At 61.9% G+C, this 15,524-nt stretch carries 12 protein-coding genes; 5 read left to right on the forward strand and 7 right to left on the reverse strand.

Annotated features, from left to right (window positions below):
• Nucleotides 1–5: 5 nt before the first annotated feature.
• On the reverse strand, nt 6–1,151 hold the full coding sequence (locus tag AC1DC5_RS11600) for a VPS10 domain-containing protein (RefSeq protein WP_476865214.1): 1,146 nt from the start codon (nt 1,149–1,151) through the stop codon (nt 6–8).
• A 326-nt stretch (nt 1,152–1,477) separates the two neighbouring features.
• Between AC1DC5_RS11600 and AC1DC5_RS11605 the strand changes: the two genes are divergently transcribed.
• The gene (locus AC1DC5_RS11605) at nt 1,478–2,731 is read left to right on the forward strand and encodes a multidrug effflux MFS transporter (protein WP_476865215.1); all 1,254 of its coding nucleotides are present in this window, start codon (nt 1,478–1,480) and stop codon (nt 2,729–2,731) included.
• Nucleotides 2,732–3,058: 327 nt separating this feature from the next.
• Here AC1DC5_RS11605 and AC1DC5_RS11610 read toward each other — a convergent pair whose 3' ends face one another.
• Nucleotides 3,059–4,102 (reverse strand): ABC transporter substrate-binding protein, encoded by a 1,044-nt coding sequence (locus tag AC1DC5_RS11610; RefSeq protein WP_476865216.1) that lies wholly within the window; start codon nt 4,100–4,102, stop codon nt 3,059–3,061.
• A 459-nt stretch (nt 4,103–4,561) separates the two neighbouring features.
• Here AC1DC5_RS11610 and AC1DC5_RS11615 point away from each other — a divergent pair, with 459 nt between their 5' ends.
• The 3 genes from AC1DC5_RS11615 to AC1DC5_RS11625 all read left to right on the forward strand — a co-directional run bounded on the left by AC1DC5_RS11615 (nt 4,562) and on the right by AC1DC5_RS11625 (nt 8,492).
• Nucleotides 4,562–5,536: an NAD(P)-dependent oxidoreductase gene (locus tag AC1DC5_RS11615; RefSeq protein WP_476865217.1), complete on the forward strand. Its 975-nt coding sequence runs from the start codon at nt 4,562–4,564 to the stop codon at nt 5,534–5,536.
• The gene (locus AC1DC5_RS11620) at nt 5,533–7,005 is read left to right on the forward strand and encodes an aldehyde dehydrogenase family protein (RefSeq protein ID WP_476865218.1); all 1,473 of its coding nucleotides are present in this window, start codon (nt 5,533–5,535) and stop codon (nt 7,003–7,005) included. Before AC1DC5_RS11615 ends, AC1DC5_RS11620 begins: the two co-directional genes overlap by 4 nt.
• Before the next feature lie 80 nt (nt 7,006–7,085).
• Entirely contained in the window at nt 7,086–8,492 is a 1,407-nt protein-coding gene (locus AC1DC5_RS11625; protein WP_476865219.1) for an MmgE/PrpD family protein, read from the forward strand.
• A 77-nt stretch (nt 8,493–8,569) separates the two neighbouring features.
• On the opposite strand, the gene AC1DC5_RS11630 is transcribed toward AC1DC5_RS11625, so the two are convergent.
• The 5 genes from AC1DC5_RS11630 to AC1DC5_RS11650 form a co-directional block, all read right to left on the reverse strand.
• On the reverse strand, nt 8,570–10,153 hold the full coding sequence (locus AC1DC5_RS11630; protein ID WP_476865220.1) for a GMC family oxidoreductase: 1,584 nt from the start codon (nt 10,151–10,153) through the stop codon (nt 8,570–8,572).
• Nucleotides 10,154–10,161: 8 nt separating this feature from the next.
• A complete protein-coding gene (locus AC1DC5_RS11635) occupies nt 10,162–11,622 on the reverse strand; it encodes an aldehyde dehydrogenase family protein (protein ID WP_476865221.1) in 1,461 nt (486 codons plus the stop codon).
• Entirely contained in the window at nt 11,615–12,559 is a 945-nt protein-coding gene (locus AC1DC5_RS11640; RefSeq protein ID WP_476865222.1) for an MBL fold metallo-hydrolase, read from the reverse strand. Before AC1DC5_RS11640 ends, AC1DC5_RS11635 begins: the two co-directional genes overlap by 8 nt.
• A 34-nt stretch (nt 12,560–12,593) precedes the next feature.
• Nucleotides 12,594–13,517: an ABC transporter substrate-binding protein gene (locus AC1DC5_RS11645; RefSeq protein ID WP_476865223.1), complete on the reverse strand. Its 924-nt coding sequence runs from the start codon at nt 13,515–13,517 to the stop codon at nt 12,594–12,596.
• 295 nt (nt 13,518–13,812) lie between these two features.
• Nucleotides 13,813–14,568, reverse strand: coding sequence for an SDR family NAD(P)-dependent oxidoreductase (locus tag AC1DC5_RS11650; protein ID WP_476865224.1), 756 nt, complete (start codon nt 14,566–14,568; stop codon nt 13,813–13,815).
• Nucleotides 14,569–15,230: 662 nt separating this feature from the next.
• Between AC1DC5_RS11650 and AC1DC5_RS11655 the strand changes: the two genes are divergently transcribed.
• Nucleotides 15,231–15,500 (forward strand): hypothetical protein, encoded by a 270-nt coding sequence (locus tag AC1DC5_RS11655; protein WP_476865225.1) that lies wholly within the window; start codon nt 15,231–15,233, stop codon nt 15,498–15,500.
• The last annotated feature ends 24 nt before the right edge of the window (nt 15,501–15,524 follow it).

A 15,524-nucleotide genomic window follows, 5' to 3' on the forward strand; every position in this document is an offset into this window, starting at 1 on the left:
GGCCCCTAGAAACCTGCGCGGGCCAGTTCCTCGATCCGCAGCCGCTCTTCCTTGGGCAGGAACCAGCGGTAGTGGTGGACCTTCGAAACCGGCGGGAGGTTCCTGGCGATCTCCGTCCAGTTGGCGCCGCGGTCCGCGCTGGAATACACCTCGCCGGTAGCGGTTCCGCAGAAGAGCTCCACACCGTCCGGGTGCGAGGCCAGGGACATGGCCTCGATGTTGCCTTTCAGCGGCTGCGGCAGGCCGTTGGAAACCTCGTACCAGGTCTGTCCGCCATCATCACTGCGGATCACTCCCGCATTGGAGGTTCCCTCCTGCTGATCCACCCAGGTCCGCGGAGGATTGCCGGCACCTGCGATGAAAATCGTGTCTTCGTTGTGCGGATCGATGGCCATGGCATCGGGATAGCCCAGTCGATCATCGCGGGTCTGAATGTGCTTCCAGGACTCCCCGGCATCCGAGCTGTAGTAGATTCCCTCGCCGCTGGCCAGGAACATCTCCTGCGCGTTGCGTTCACGGATCACGATCCTGTGCGTGTCGTGGTACCAGAGATCCTTGGGTGATTCATAAGAAGCGAGCTCGGTGAAGCTCTCACCGGCATCGGTGGTCTTGAGGAGTGCGCCCTGCTCTACGCAGACGTAAAAAGTGTCGGGATCGGAAGGGTGCCACGAGACGTTCTTGGCGTGGGCCAGGTGCGGAGGCGGCGGGAACGTCCACTTCTCAGTCCCGGGGACCTTGTTCAGCGCCGGAAGTTTGGTCCAGTTCAGCCCCAGGTCGTCGCTGAAGTACAGCGACGCCGGCTCGACGCCCGCCAAGAGCCGGATGCCGCCGTCGCGGTTTTGGGCAGCGACATGGAAGATGTGATTCTCTTCAATACCGTTCTGGCGCCGCTCCCAGGTTTCGCCGTTATCCGGGCTGTACCAGAGGCCGCCCTGGCCGTGTCCACCTACGAAAATCGAACCAGTGACTTCCTCAAAGAGGACTGAGCTGACGTGCACGTCTTCGATGCTGCGTTTGACCTCCTTCCAGGGCAGGTCAGCGGAATCGCGTTCGAAATGGACAACGCCTCGGATGGTCCCAACGAGGACCTTCGTGGCCGGTTCGTCGGATTTTGAGACTGCGGCGCCATTGGGCGACAGACATACAACCATGGAACTCACCTTCTACTGGCAAGACACCTCTATGTGACTTGCATTACAAACAGACTAATGAAATTATGTACTAGTGGCAAGGGTTGTTATGCAGTTTAGTACGACGCCGGAAAAATTGGGGCCAGTCGGGGCATCAGCGCCCCAGATTCTCCCGATTGCCCGCTGACCACCCGGGGCCACGAAACCCCCGGCGCGCCGACTTCTGCTTGGATTCATGGTTCCACGCCCATTTTCGAGGGTTCTACTTAGTGCATCTGACAAGCGTTTGATGTCTGCCTAGCAAATTAGTGTACTAGTATCGAGAACTGCACACAGAGGAGCAGGTCATGGAAAATCAGACGGAGCCCTCCCGGACGCCTTCAGAGGCTGTGGAGCCGGACGCCGCAGAGTCGGCGAACGCATCTCCACGGCCTATCAGCCTGTTGCTCCTGGGCCTTCTGAGCGCTTTCGGACCGCTGTCCCTGGACCTCTACCTCCCCGCACTGCCTACCCTGACGGCGAATCTCGTCAGCAGCGATTCAATGGGGCAGCTGACACTGTCCGCGTGCATGGTGGGACTGGCGCTCGGCCAAGCCCTGGCCGGGACACTCAGCGATCGGCTGGGACGTCGGCCGGTGCTGATTGCCGGCCTGTCCGCATACGTTGCCATGTCTCTGGCATGTTCGCTGGCGCCCACCATCGAGGCCATCATCGCCTTCCGGTTCCTCCAGGGAATCGCCGGGGGATCGAGCATGGTCATAGCAAGAGCCATCGTCCGGGACACGTATGGTCCCACTAACTCAGCCCGTGCGTTCTCACTTCTGATGTTGGCCGCAGGGGTCGCCCCGATTGCTGCCCCGGTGCTCGGTGGGCAGCTGCTCCTCGTCACCACCTGGCGCGGCTTGTTCGCCACCCTGGCCATCATCGTCAGCGGCCTGCTACTCGCAGCCATCTGGCGCATTCCGGAATCACTCCCGCAGAGCCAGCGCCACACCGGAGGATTCATCCGCTGGTTGCAGCAAGCCCGGTTGGTATTCAGCGATCCGGTCTTCGGCGGGGCAGCCGCAGTCCAATGCCTGATGGGTGCAGGAATGTTCACGTTCATTGGCATGAGCGCATTTGTTTTCCAAGGACACTACGGCTTGGATGCGCAGGCCTACGGCCTGCTGTTTGCCGGCATCTCAGTCGGCATCGTCTCATTCAGCCGTGTCAGCGCCTGGGCAGCCGGGAGGCGCCGCCCATCCGTCGTCATGGGCTGGGGGGTATCGATAGCCCTTGTCGGCGCCGTCGCCCAGCTGGTGGCAATCGCCTTCGGCGCTCCGGCATGGACTGTGGCGATATCGCTGTTCCTCTGTATCTCCAGTGGCGGACTCATCAGCCCCAATTGCCAAGCGCTGGCCCTGCGCAACCAAGGGCAACGAACGGGAACGGCTTCCGGACTCCTTGGCCTCATGCAGTTTGGATTGGGAGCCCTCATGGGCCCGCTGGTCTCCTTGGCAGGCGCTACCGCCATCGCCATGGGCACCGCCATGCTGGCCACGACTTCCCTGATGGCCATCACCTACTACCTCGCAGTTCTCAGAAGCAGCCGCTTCCAGTAGTGCACGTACATGGCGGGCCAGGCACGGCGCTTTCAAGGCGACGCGGGCGCCCTCGCCGGCAATCACGTAGTCATAGCCCTGGGCACGAGCGGGCCGCACGTCCTGGCCGCACACTTGCGCCGGGGTTCCTCTGCAAACGTCGGGGACACAGTGCACATCGGGCAGCGGATCGGGCAGTGCAGATTGTGCACGTTCGCTGAGCCCCTGAAGGCGCAGCACTTGCGCTCCGAATGACCTCCAGGCAGGAAACGCAAAAACGGTGGCCGCCCGGCCAACGGAGTCCCGTCGGCTGGCGGCCACCGTCCCTGCGATGGCTGGTTTCTCCGGCTACTTGCCGTAGGCGTCCATAATTTGCTTCTTCATGCCGTCGTAGCGGTCCTTTTTAGCCTTGGAAACCACTGCGAAGTCAGCCGGAATCTTGTCCTCGTCATAGGGAGAGTACGAGCCTATTGCGGGGTTGGTGATGGTCCCGCTGCCCTCCTTGGTCATCAGGTAGTAGCTGAAGAGGCGGGCTGCTGCGGGATTCTTGGCCCTGGCGGAGATCCCCAGGACGTTCACCGGGTACACCGAGGGACTCAAGTTGGCGAATCCTACGGGCTTGCCCGCCTTCTTCAGGCCTTCCACGTAGAACTGCCCGCTCTGCAGGGCGATCTCGCCGTCACCGGCTGCGAGTGCCTCGTGCAATGGCACCAGGTTGGGGTAGATGCGACTGGTTTGCTCGCCCATCTTCTTGACGTAGTCCTCCCCGAACTCGTCGTAAAGCTGCCCCCAGACCACGAGGTTGTTGACTGACGAATCAACAGGCGTGTTGATCAATTTGCCCTTCCACTTGGGATCGAGCAGGTCCTTCCAGGTCTTCGGAACATCCGCCGGCTTCACCAGGTCCGTGTTGTAGGCGATACCCGCGTTCACGATCTGCACCACGGCAGAGCCGATCTCGGGGGCTTTGAGGTGCTTGGGAATATTGTCCAACAGGGAATAGAGGCCCGTGTCCTCGAGGGGAACGGCCTTGCCGGAGCTGGTGAGGCTGCCGACGTACAGCGGATCCGCAAGCACCATCAGGTCGGCGCTCGGTGCGTTTGCACTGGTCTCCGTGTCAAAGCGCGTTGCGGCGTCGGTCCCGCCCAGACGCAGCGCCTGGACCTGGATTCCGTACTTCTTGGTGAACCCAGCGGTCATCGCCTTCATGTCGGGCTCGGTCAGCGAGGTGTAGAGCAGCAGGCTGCCCTCCTTCTTCGCCGACTCGATGAGGGTGTCGAGGTTGGTTACCTTTTCAGCCGCTGCTGGAGCTACTGCCGCGATTTGGGGAGCGGCACAGCTGGACAGCAAAAAGGTAGCCGCGACGGCCGCGGCAAGGGTCTTCTTTTGCATTGGACACTCTTTCACTTTGGACTTTCACTTCGCTGTGGAAAGTACGGTGGGTCTTCATAGAGCGAATGATTGAGGTGGGATTGGCTTGGAAGATTGACCACCTCGCCGGGCTCCCGTCCTTCTTTGGTCGTGTGCGGTGTGGGGAGGTGGTCATGCCGAGCGTACGGGTGGATCCTCCGGTACGAACGTACTCTGGATACTAGGGCACTGTTTCGCTAGAAGCAACAGATTCTTTTGGACCGTCCCACCTGGGAATCAAGCGTGTTGGCGGGCAATCGCGCGATCCGGAGCGCGCCCGCGGCGAGGATTTTCTTTGCAACAGCCCATGACATTACCAAACTTATGCGATAGAGTCCCGGCAAGTGATGCGCGTCACCACAGGAGGTCGCGAATCTTCCCTTCCGGTGAGGCCAGCATGCGCCGGTTCACGAGTCACGCAGCCCACAGGCTGCGCAGACCGTGACACAAAACTTCCCAACTCAACGCTCTCCGACTCAACCCACGAATGGAATCATTATGAAAATTGGATTTATCGGTCTGGGCAAAATGGGGGCCAACATGGCACTCCACCTCCTGGACGAAGGCGAAGAACTGATCGTCACGGACGTCAACAAGGAGGCGGCCACCGCCGTGCTTGAAGCAGGCGCCACCTGGGCCGATTCGCCGGCAGCGGTTGCCTCACAGACCGACGTCATCCTGACCTCGCTGCCAGGCCCGCCCGAGGTGGAGGCCGTTGCACTCGGCCCCAATGGCATCTTCGAAGGGATTCGGGAGGGATCCGTCTACGTTGACGTATCCACCAGTTCCCCAACACTGATCCAGCGCATTGGCAAGAAGTTCGCGGAAAAGGGTGTGGGTGTCCTCGACGCACCGGTCAGCGGAGGATGGTTCAACTGCCGCGACGGCTCGCTGACGGTTCTTGTGGGTGGTACTGAGCTGGACTTCAAAACTGCACAGCCGATTCTGGAGCACCTCGCCAAAGTGCTCATCCATGTTGGCCCGGCAGGCGCCGGTGCCGTGGCCAAACTGGTGAACAACGCCACTGGCCTGACAACGCTTGTCCTGCTATCCGAGGTCATCAGCGCTGGCGTGAAGGCCGGCATCGATCACCAAACCCTTCTTAAGGTGCTCCAGAACGGCGCCTATGGCCAGGGCGTGTTTCTCACACACATGCTTCCGAACATCGCCTTCAAGCATGCCTATGATCCTCCTACCTTCGCCTTGGCCCTGGGCCGTAAGGATCTGGCGCTCGCGACTGCCCTGGGACGCGAACTCAACGTGCCGATGCCCATGGTGAACATGGCAGAACAGGCCGCCGTTGAGTTGATGGCGCGCGGACTTGGCCACATCGACTCAACCAGCATCTTCAGCCTGCAGGAATTCAGGAGCGGCGCGAAGCTGCACGATGATGACGCCCAGGAGATGCAGCTGTGACGCAGACTCTCATCGGCTTTCGCACCTTTGAGCTTTTCATCGGGGGCACCTACCGCCCGGCCTCGGCCGGCAGCTACGAGGTCATCAACCCCTCCACGGAGGAAGTTGTTGGCTTCGCGCCTGAAGCATCGCTCGACGATGTTCGGCTGGCTGTTGATGCCGCGCGGGCTGCCCAGCCGGGCTGGGCAGCCCTCCCCCAAGCAGAGCGGGTCCGCCTCCTTGAAGCGTTTGCCGTTCGGCTTGAAGAACAGCATGGAGTTCTGGCCTCGCTGCTGGCTGCGGAGATGGGAGCTGCCGCCAAAGGTACTGCGGGAATGAACGTGGCCATGGCCGTCAAGGCTTTCCGTATCAACGCCCGGCTGGGCCAGCAGGAACTTGGCGAGACCTACAGTCCGCGACCGGGAATCAAAGACCGGGCGCTCTTTGGTGTAACTAAGCTCAAGCCGGTAGGCGTCGTGGCAATCATCACCGCGTACAACGCTCCGTACGTGAATTTCTCCAGCATGGCGGGTCCTGCCCTGCTGACCGGAAACACAGTGGTGGTCAAACCCGCTCCCCAGGATCCCCTGGGCGTCTTGGAGCTGGGAAGGATTGCCGAAGAAGCCGGCATTCCTGCGGGCGTGATCAACGTGGTCAACGGGCGCAACCCGGAGATTGGCCGGGAACTTGTCCGTCATCCCGGAGTTGATGGTGTCGGCTTCACCGGAAGCCCTGCAGTCGGCGTCGAAATCGCCACATCCTGCGCGCAGTCGCTCAAGCCGCTCCTGCTGGAGCTGGGCGGCAAAGGAGCCTGCTTGGTCCTGGAGGATGCCGACCTGGACCGCGCAGTGGAAGTTCTCTCGCTGACCTGGACATTTAACTCCGGCCAGATCTGTGGTGCACCGAGCCGCGCCATTGTGCACTCGTCACTGAAGGATGAACTTGTTGCACGCCTGACGACGCTGGCCGAGTCCCTCAAGGTCGGGCCCAGCCATGACCCGGAGGCTGTCATGGGACCAATCATCTCGGCACAGCACAGGGAACGCATCGAGGGATTCATTGCCTCGGCAGTCCAGGAGGGGGCAACCTTGGCAACCGGCGGAAAGCGGCCGGACCTGGAACCCGGCTTCTATGCTGCACCCACGCTCGTTACGGACTGCACCCCGGACATGAAAATTATCCGCGAGGAAGTCTTTGGCCCGGTCATCGCGCTGATGACGTTTGAGACTGACGACGAAGCTGTTGCCCTGGCCAACGACTCCGACTACGGGCTGGTGAACTACGTGGTTTCCAACAACCTTGCGCGGGCATCCGCCGTAGCGGAACAACTGGTGAGCGGCCTGGTGAACATCAACGGTTGGCAAGGTGGCGGCAACGGCATCGAGGAGATGCCTTTCGGTGGACGCAAACTGAGCGGTTTCGGCCGCAAGGGCGGACGGCACGCCATCGAGGCCTTTACCGAACCCCTGGGCATCACCATCAACAGTTAGCACCCTCCGGCAGTGGCACGTGGGACCATCCGCAGTTTGCGGATGGTCCCACGTGCTACCGGCAAGCGATAGGCACGGACATGATTCACACAGCAGATACCTCAACTACACGGGAGTTGGCCACGTTCATTGCCAAGCCGGAGCTGGCAATGCCGGAAGACGTTGGAGCGAAGGTCAAGCTCCACATACTGGACACCTTGGGATGCCAGATTGCCTTCGCGGCGCTGCCATGGTCCAGGCAAGTCCGTGATTACGCGGTAACGGGCCGTTCGTCCGGACCGGCCAACCTGGTGCACTATGGCACGCCGGTGCCTGCGGAAATCGCGGCTTTCGCCAATGCAAGCTTCGGACACGGCTTCGAAATGGATGACACCGAAATGCGCACGGCGAGCCATCCTGGAGTGGTGGTGGTCCCGGCAGCATTGGCCACCGGCCAGGCCCGGCCTTCCTCCGGCGCGGACTTCCTCCGGGCCGTGTCAGTGGGCTACGAAGTGATGATCCGCGTGGGCTTGGGCAGCGTGGGCATGATGCGGCGGGGTTTCCACACCACCGCAGTGGCAGGGGTCTTCGGCGCTGCAGCGGCCTCCGCGGCGATCATGCAGCTCTCCGCTGAAGGTACAGCCCACGGCTTGGGGATTGCGGCAAGCAAGGCCTCGGGAATCACGGAGTACTCTGCGTCCGGCGGATCCGTGAAGCGGATTCACGCAGGTTTCGCGGCCCAATCGGGGGTGGAAGCGATGGCCTTGGCCAACGCGGGTGTCACTGCACCCACGGCTGCCCTCGAAGGACCTCGGGGACTTTTCGCCGCGGTCTCTGACACTGCCAATCCGGATTCCGTCACCCGCGGCCTCGGAGAGCACTACGAGATGCTGACCACCGGGCTGAAACCTTATTGCTGTTGCGCCGGCCAGCACAGCGTGCTCGATGCTGTGGCCGAGCTGCAATCCAGGACGCCCGATTTGACGGCGTCCTCGCTTCGGAGGATCCGCGTCCTGCAAAATCCCCGGGAAGTGGACGTGGTTGGCAGGATCGTTGAACCAAAAGACATCACGGGTGCACAGTTCAGCGCTGCTTTCGGGATCGGCCTCCGCTTGGTGAAGGGCGGAAACGGTTTTGGGGACTATCTTGGAGCTTCCCTCGACGACAAGCAGATCCTCGAAGTGGCGCGCAAGGTTGCCTATGAACGGACGCCGGCAGACTCGCCGCTCCCAGGCGACGGCCCGGCCCAAGTCACGTTTGAACTCCACGACGGAACCGAACTTTCTGCCCACGTGAGCCAGGCCCTGGGGAGCATGGCCCGGCCCATGGATGAGGATGAAGTCATCCTCAAATTCCACAGCCTCGCCGATGGACCCCTTGGAGAAGAAGCGGCGGCAAGGGTTCAAGACATGGTCCTCAACCTCGAGAAGGTTCCGGACGTCAACCAGCTTGCGGGGCTGCTCAGCGCCAGGAACGGCTACCAACCCTTGGAGATACGCGCTAGCTAGCGAACGACTGCCGGCACAGCGGCGGCCACGGTTCTTCACATGAAGTACCGTGGCCGCCGTCGTTTTTTGACCGCTGGTTATCTGGAACCGCTGACCGCAGTTGACTCCGCCGGACGGGCCGAAGCCAGCAGCAGATCCGCGGCCCGCTCCCCGATCATGATGGTGGCAAGATTGGTATTGGCCCGCGTTATGGTGGGCATGATTGAGGCATCCACCACGTGCAAGCCCTCCAGGCCGAGTACCGCGCACCTCTCGTCCACCACGGTGTCCGGATCGCCTGCGAAACCCATCCTGCAGGAACCGGCCGCATGCGCTGTGTCCTGCACTAAGGACAACAGCCGCGTATCCAGTTCAGGCCCGTCCAGGTCAAGATCCACGTCGTTGCCCTGGGAATCGTGGACCCGTTCCACGATGCTGCTCAGCGAGGGTTGGCGGATGAAGCGGCCGAGGCTACGGTACAGCTCACGGAACCGGACAAGGTCCCGCTCATCGGAAAGGAAGTCCATCTCCAGCCGGACAGGCGCCGTGGGGTCCGCGGAGGTAATGTGCACGGTTCCTCGGGAGAAGACGTGGTTCAGAACGCCCAACAGTGAGGCGGGGCGTGAACCGGGAACCTCCGGGGTTGGACTGATGTTAATTCCACACGCCATAACGTCCCCGAACCCTGCGCCAGCCATGCCGGTGCTCCAACGGGCCATAGTGTTCGATCGCTGTCCGGCATCGGACGGCTTGGCCCCGGGCTTCAGGCCGAGGCCCAGGAGCATCCCCTGGTGGTCCTGCACTGATTCGCCCACCGGCAGGTCCACCACGGTCCGGATGCCCAAGGCCGAGAGCACCCTGCGGGGACCGATTCCCGAACGTTGCAGGATGCCGGGGCTCAACGGCGTACCTGCGGACAGGATCACCGTGGAGGCGCGGCACTCCCGGACCTCTCCTCCTACAAGGGCACTCACTCCCACGACACGGTCGCCTTCCAGCAGCACCTTGTCCACCAGGACACCACCGTGGATCCGGAGTCGGCCGGTGGCACGGCCCGGTTGAAGGTAGGCCTCGCCGGTACTGACCCGGATCCCGTCAACGATGTTCGCGGCGAACGGCGAGACGCCCCAGGCGCCGGGAGCGTTGTGGTCATCCGCCCACGGAAGCCCGGTATTCTGGGCGGCAGCCACGAAAGCCTCGTCCATGGTGCCCCAGCCTGAGGCTGCGAACCTGCGCACAGGCGTCGGACCAGAGTCTCCATGGTACGGAAGATGACCATAGTCAAGGTCATTTTCCAGGCGGTTGAAGTAGGGCGCCACCTCTGTGCCGGTCCAGCCGGGCAAGCCCCAGCTGTCGAATTCCTCCAGCGGGGGTCGGATGGCATAACAGCCATTAACTAAGGAGCTGCCACCCCCTCCACGGCCTCTCAGGTACCGGGCAGGCTCACGCTCGGGGCGGGCCCGCATTTCCAATCCCTGCCAGTAGTATTCCGGCAGGATGTTGTAGGCGTCAAAGTTGAATAAGCCCGTAGCGTGCCGCAGCCGCTCGGCCAAGGCGCCGTCGCGGCCCCAGTCGATCCCGGCTTCCAGGAGCAGCACTTCGGCCCCGGCCTCTGCCAAGCGGCCGGCGAGCGCCGCTCCTGCCGATCCGGCCCCGACAATCAGGTAATCAGTGTTTTCCATGATTTCTCCTAAGACCACACGACGCAGTGGAGCTCGGTCATGGCTTCGAGGCCCGCCTGCCCGCCCTCACGTCCGATGCCGCTCATCTTCACGCCTCCGCGGGGTAGGTCCAGCTTCATGGAGGTGGTGTTGATCTGGATGGTTCCTGCCTGCAGTTGTCCAGCCACTTGGTAGGCACGTGCAATGTCCCGGCTGTAGATGTAGCTGGAGAGGCCGAAATCCGAATCGTTGGCGATGGCTACTGCTTCTTCCTGCGTGGAGAAAGGGATGACAGAGACCACTGGTCCAAAGATTTCTTCCCTTGCCACGCGCATCTGGTTGGTGCAGTTGGCGATCAGCGTGGGTGAGACGAAGTAGCCACGATCGACGTCGGGACGCGTCCCGCCAGCGACAATGGTGGCCCCCTCTCCCCTGGCGCTGTCCACCAGGGCTTCGATGCGTTGGCGCTGGACGCCGGAAATAACGGGGCCCGCCACGGTTTCGGGATCGAAGGGCGACCCTACCGCGACCGCACGCGCCGCTGCCTCAAGCCGCTGCAGCACCTCCTCGTACACTGATCGGTGCACAATGGCACGGGTGGGCGCGGAGCAGATTTGCCCGGTATTGACGGTCCAGGTGTTGGATATTCCCCTTACGGCCGCTTTAAGGTCTGCGTCCTCGAAGACGAGGCAAGCGCCCTTGCCGCCGAGTTCGAGGACCATTCGCTTCATGGTTTGGGAGCCGGCAGCGTAAACCGCGCGACCTACAGCGGTGCTGCCCGTGAAGCTCACGAGGTCCACGTCGCGGGATCGGGTCAGTGTTGCCCCGACCTCCGGGTCCGCCGCCGTCACCAGGTTGGCTACACCCGGCGGCATTCCGGCTTCTTCGAAGATCTTGAAGAGCTCAATCACAGCCAATGGGTTTTGCGGTGCCGGCTTCAGCACCACGGTGTTGCCCATCGCCAGCGCCTGGGCTGACTTCATAGATGCGCCGAAGAGGGGCCCGTTGAAAGGGATGAGGGCTGCGACGACGCCTACGGGGCGGCGTTGGATCTGCCCGTTGAGCAGTTCCACCGTTCCATCCGGCTTGTTGGTCAGCTGGGGCGGGGTGGGAACGTCCAGGCTGCAAACCGTGGCTTCGGCTGCCGCGGTGAACCATTCGTTGGCCCGTATGGCGAAGCCACTGGCCATGGATCGGGTGAAGCCACCTTCGCGCATGGTGAGTTCGATCAGCATGTCTGCCCGCTCGGTGACAAGCTCTGCCACACGGTGAAAGATCTCTGCACGGCGTTGTGGCCTCATGGCTGCCCAGCCGGGTTGTGCCGCGCGGGCAGCAGCGGCGGCTTCCGCTGCATCCTGGGCGGTGGCTTCGGCTACTGTGCCGATGACTTCTTCAGTAGTGGGATCAACTACCTCGATCCGGCCGGAACCGGGGCGCCATTTCCCCTGAACGTAGAGTCCTGCCTGCGTCTCCATGAGTGTTTCAGCCACGGGCCATCACATCCCTGGTAATGGTAGAGACTTCGCCAACAGGTGCCCATGCGAATCCGGTGTCGGTTTCCCGTACCCGTCCCGCCGGGTGGCCGGTGAAGTGTGCGGGCAGCATCAAACTGCCGTCCTCGGCCAACCCCTGGAGGATGCGCCGGCGTGTAGCACTGGCCAGATCCTGTGCCTCCTCGAAAGCCAGCGAGATATCGGGTCGCACCAGTTGGATGGGGTGATGTATGACGTCCCCGGTGAAGACGGCTTTTCCCTTCCCGTCAGTCAGCCAAATTACGATGCTGCCCGGTGAGTGACCTGCGGCGGCTTCCTGCCATAGCCGCACCTGTCCCTCCTCGAAGAGCGCCACTCCCGGTTCGACGAACCACGCAAGCCCGGCGTCCACAACGGGTTCCACGCTGTCCCGAAAAGCTGGCCCGTTGATCGGATCATGCTCGCTCTCCGCTCGGAAGTGGTGGTAGTCGGCCCTGCTGAAGACATAGCGGGCGTTGGGAAATGTGGGAGTCCACCTTTCACCATCCAAGGTGGTGTTCCACCCCACGTGATCAAAGTGCAGGTGGGTGCAGACCACCAGGTCCACGTCCTCCGGCGAAACCCCATGGTCCCGTAGAGCGCCGAGGAAATCAGTAGCCCTGCGGTGGGCAAAGGCGATGGGGTCAGGCCTGTTCTTGTTGTTGCCCAAGCCCGTATCGATGATGACGGTATGTTCCTTGGTGCGAACCAAATAGCTGTGCCAGCTCAGGGTGAGGACGCTGTCCGCCGCGGCGAGGGCGAAGCCGGGGTCGTTGAGCCACTCCCGGGCGGCCAGCAGATCGCTATCCGTCACCGCGGGCATGGCCGCGGACAGTGGCATGGGATTGCCTTCATATTCAGGTATTACATCAATTCGGGCATTGCCGATGTTCAAGGTGGGCATGGTGGTTGTCACGGCCGCTTCCTGTCTTGGGCGTTGGGGAGACTGTTTACTTGTAGGCCTTTTGGATGGTTTCCTTTTTGGCTTCCACTTCGTTGATTTTCTTGATTTCCGGAACAACGAAGTCGGCCGGAATGCGGTCGTCGTAAGGGGTGTAGACGCCCACACCCTTGGCCACAGATTCGGACCCTTCCCTGGACAGGAGATATTCAGCCATGAGGCGCGAGGCCGCTGGATGCTTCGCATTGGCAGCCACACCGAGGGCATGGACGGGGTAGTATCCTGGCGGCACGCTGACGAAGCCCAACGGCGCCCCGCCTGCGGCGAGCGCGTTCACGAAGAACTCGATGCTTTGCAGCCCAATGTCTCCTTCACCGGAGGCAACGGCCTCGTGCATGGGCACCAGATCCGGGTATTCGCGCTTGAGCTGTGCGTGGACTTTGGTGAGGAAATCATCGCCGTACTGTTCCGCCACCAGGTTCAGCGTCATAAGGTTGTTGATTTCGTCAGAGGCCGGAGGACCCACGAGCTTGCCGGTCCAGCGCGGGTCCAGCAAGTCTTCCCAGGAGGTGGGCAGCTCAGATGGCGATACTTTCTCCTTGTTGTATACCCAACCGGCGTTCGTGATGTTCACAATGGCTGTCCCCGCGTCCGGAACAAGATACTTCCTGGGGTAGTCGGGAACAAGATCCAGCACGCCGCTTTCTTCCAGTGGCACGACATAGCCTTTGGCCACTCCATCAGCGAAATAGCGGGTTTCAGCCACAAGCAGCAAATCTGCGGAGGGCGCCTTCGCCGCTGATTCGGAATCGAAGCGGGATATCGCATCGTTGGAGCCAAGCCGCAGAGTGTTCACTTTGATGCCATATTTCGCTTCAAAGTCCTTGGACAGCGACTCGACGTCCGGCTCAGTGAGCGTGGTGTAGAGCAGTACCTCGCCCTCAGCTTTGGCGACTGCGACTAGTTCGTCCATGGTCCCCACTTTGAAGCCTTCAGACGGGGTTGATCCTTGACTGGCTCCCCCGCAGCCAACCAGGGAAAGCGCCAAGACGGCGGCTGTGAGAACACGCAACTTACGCATAGGGTTCCTTTGCAGAATTGCCGGCGCGGAAAGACGGGCTCGGCAGCGAGTTGTTCTTGCCCGGCGCAGCACGCTTCTTTGCGGGCGGCCGTTTGTAACGTCCCTGGGGTGCCCCGGCAGCCGGGCTCCTCAGGGAGGTAAAACTCAGAGAGTAAAGCAGAAGGAAATAAGGAAGGTGCGGGGAGGATCAGCCCGCGCGGACCACTCCTGCGTCCACGTGGATGACCTGGGCTGTGATCATGCCCGCTTCGTCAGACGCCAGGAATCCCACCGTCCCGGCAACTTCTTCGGGCTCGGTGAGTCGCTTGATGGCTTGGCCAGCCACCACCATCTTGTTGATTTCCTCGGCGCCCTCGAAAGCCGCCGCGCCGGGTGAATTAACCCCATGCGGGGCGATCGCGTTGACCGTGATCCCATACTCGCCGAGTTCGTTGGCAAGTCCGCGCGTGAATCCCACCACGCCGCCCTTGGAGGCGATGTAGTGGGTCATGCCGCCGGGCGCCATGGAGCTCAAGGAGGATGAGGACATATTGATAATCCTGCCCCACCGCTTCTTCATCATGCCCGGCAGCACTGCTTGGGTCAGGAGGAAAGGCGCGTCAAGGTTCACTGCCATGATGCGCTTCCATGTGGCGAAGTCCATGTCCACGACATGCGTCAGCGGATTGCCGTGCAGGGCAGCGTTGTTGACCAGGATGTCCACACCACCGTGTTCATCGTGGACAGACTCCATCAGTTCACCCACCGCAGCGTGATCCGTGATGTCCACGACCCTCGCTTCCGCGCTCCCCCCTGCTTCGCGAACCTGCTGGACCGTTTCCGATGATTCACGCAGATCCACGGCAATGACGTGCACGCCATCCTCTGCGAGCCGGCGGCTGAACGCCTGTCCCATGCCTTGAGCCGCCCCTGTAACGATTGCCACTCTGGATGCTTTGCTCATGGTGTTCCTCTCGATAGCGGAGCGCAGGGCATTGAAACCTTGGAAACTCCGGGGACGTGACCACGGGTGGATGTGGCGCGGGTCACTTATGGTCACTCTAACGAATAGATGCGTTAATGTCTGCTGATATACGCAAAAAATTTTGCCTCCGCTCCGGGGCGTGAAAGGCGTACCGTTGTGTCATTGACAGGCACCCGGACAGGAGCCGGATTCATGGACGCAACTCCTGCAGTGGCTATCCGCCGCGACCGCGCCGCCGCCGGCTGCGGATCGCGGCAGGGCTTGTTATTGCTTGCAGTCTTATCCTCGCCGCGTCAGTTGCGGATCCCCGGCAGGCCCAATCAACCCAAGCCCAATCAACCCCGAGCCAGCCCGTCACCCGAACATCGTCCACGCGGCCGCAGCCCAGCTACGTGCACGAGGATTTCGCCGGGTTGGTGGGCAGTCGCAGGAACTACCCGGATTTGCGCCTACGACCGGCCGGACGTCCGGTTCACCGGCGAGGTGACCACACCTAGGCAGCAGCCGCACACAGTGGATCTGGACGTCACCGACCTACACGCGCTGCTCGTCGCGATAGGAGATGGCACCTGGTCGCACCGGGCCCCTTCGACTGGTGGGACAACGTCAATGCAGCAACTAACAGCGTTGTGCGTTAGGGCGTGATGGTCAAGGATGCCTTTGCGCAGATCAATGCTGCGGGGCCAATGCCAACGGTGCCGTCAATCGTACTCGTGTCCGATAAGCCCTTCCAGGAGGCTCCCGATATGAGCAAGGGCGAGCACACGACGTATGCCGATTGGCTGGCCATGGTCAAGAAGCTGGGTGCGGGGACCATTACGCAATCCAGCAGCGGCCACAATATCTACCTCTACAACCCGAGACTCGTCACCGAATCGATCAAAAATCGTCGACGGCGTTCATGCCAGTAGCCGGGCCCGTCACCCTTGAGCGAC

The sequence above is a fragment of the Arthrobacter sp. 10L424 genome, assembly GCF_056395325.1.